Annotated in this window: 1 protein-coding gene and 1 pseudogene; both read left to right on the top strand. The window is 44.3% G+C overall.

Annotated features, from left to right (window positions below; all coding sequences use genetic code 11):
• A pseudogene (locus tag AB5287_RS09940) lies at nt 1-649 on the top strand (glycosyltransferase family 1 protein); the annotation flags it as partial.
• Nucleotides 642-1,625 (top strand): glycosyltransferase family 2 protein, encoded by a 984-nt coding sequence (locus tag AB5287_RS09945; protein ID WP_022173935.1) that lies wholly within the window; start codon nt 642-644, stop codon nt 1,623-1,625. The pseudogene AB5287_RS09940 and the gene AB5287_RS09945, both read left to right, overlap by 8 nt.
• The last annotated feature ends 15 nt before the right edge of the window (nt 1,626-1,640 follow it).

The raw sequence follows: 1,640 nt of genomic DNA on the forward strand, positions 1-1,640 counted from the left end.
CGGTATTTACGGTATTACAGCTGGATGTTGGCTGACGAAAAAGGTCGGAGAATACGGCATGAAAGCTGATTTCTTCGACTTTGGCGCAGACCTAGATATCTATCGTCCTACTGAGAAAACTCCAAAGAAGAAGCAGATTTGCTTCTATGCAAGACCTGTAACTGAGAGGCGAGCCTTTGAAATCGGCGTCTTGACTTTGACGAAGTTCCATCAAATGCACCCTGACTACAATATCGTTTTCTTTGGTTGGGATGTGTCTGACTATGACATTCCATTCCCCTACGAAAATCGAGGAATCATCAGTCCTGCGGAACTTTCTTCAATTTACCATGACTCTCAAGCATGTTTGGTGCTTTCCCTAACGAATGCATCGCTTCTCCCTCTTGAGTTGCTTGCCGCAGGATGTGTTCCTGTGATGAACGATGGGGAGAACAATCGCTTAGTAATCGGAGAGAACTCAGACATTGTCTACACGTTGGACTCGCCAATCGAATTGGCCAAAGGATTGGATGAAGTTGTCTCTGATCCTGACATTGAAGCAAGATGCCAGCGTATCTCCAAGAGTGCGGAGAGCTCATCTTGGGATGCGTCATATGAGAAGTTTGCGAAAATTATCATGCGAGAGGTGACTACTGTCAACCATGAGTGAGATTAAAGCCACTGTTTTCATCCCTACCTATTATGGTGAAGACAATCTTGATGAGCTTTTTGAAAGCTTGTTGAAACAGAAGACAGATTTTGAGTATGAGATTCTAGTTATCGATACGAGCTCAAAAGATCGTACTCCCGAAATTATTAAAGCTTGGTTGCCTAAGTTTAAGCATTTTCGGTATGAAACCATTGCAAAGCCTGATTTCTCACACGGAAGGGTACGTCAACAGGCAGCTCAAATGGCCCAGGGTGAGTATGTTGTGTATCTGACACAGGATGCAACACCCGCTCATGATCGATGGCTGTATGAGATTATTCAACCGATGGAGCGATTCCCTATAGTTGCCGGTGTCATGGGTAAGCAGGATCCTCGTCCCAATGCTCTTCCCCTGCTCAAAGAAGAAATAATACGAACCTTTAAGCAGTTTGGTCCAGACTTCGGAACAACGGTTTTCTATGAGGATGACTTTATTGACTCTCAACAAGTTTTTGATCTAGTTACGTTCTACTCAGACGTTAATTCAGCGGCACGTAAGTCTGTGCTCCTTGGAGACGTTCCGTATCAGGATGTGCCATATGCGGAGGATCAGAAGTTTGGCGAGGATCTTGTCAAACACGGTTATGTCAAAGCCTATGCGCCAAGAGCCAATGTATGGCATACCAATGAGATTAAATTACGTGATTACAAGAAACGTATGTTTGATGAGATTGTCGGTGTGCGGCGTGTTGGCAAAACAATGGATCCAATTTCCATGGCATTCGTTATTAAGCAGATGATTCGTGCCTATACATTAGGCTCAAAGTTCATCCTGCAGGATCATCAATATTCGTGGAAGCGCAAATTGTATTGGCTGGTGGTCAATCCACTTTTTGTCGCAGAGAAGTGGAAAGGCGTTCGAGCGGCTATTGCTGTTGATCTAAACGACCAGGCGACAATAGATGCGAATTCTTTGGAAAAGCAACAAGAGAAATAGTGAATGCGCGGCATT

Source organism: Bifidobacterium sp. RTP21102st3_E2_RTP21102_210122, assembly GCF_040916945.1.
In the GTDB taxonomy this organism is placed as follows: domain Bacteria; phylum Actinomycetota; class Actinomycetes; order Actinomycetales; family Bifidobacteriaceae; genus Bifidobacterium; species Bifidobacterium longum.

What these genes read in the sequence shown, in the direction of transcription:
- AB5287_RS09945 (WP_022173935.1), top strand. Translation starts at nt 642, where the DNA reads ATGAGTGAGATTAAAGCCACTGTTTTCATCCCTACCTATTATGGTGAA.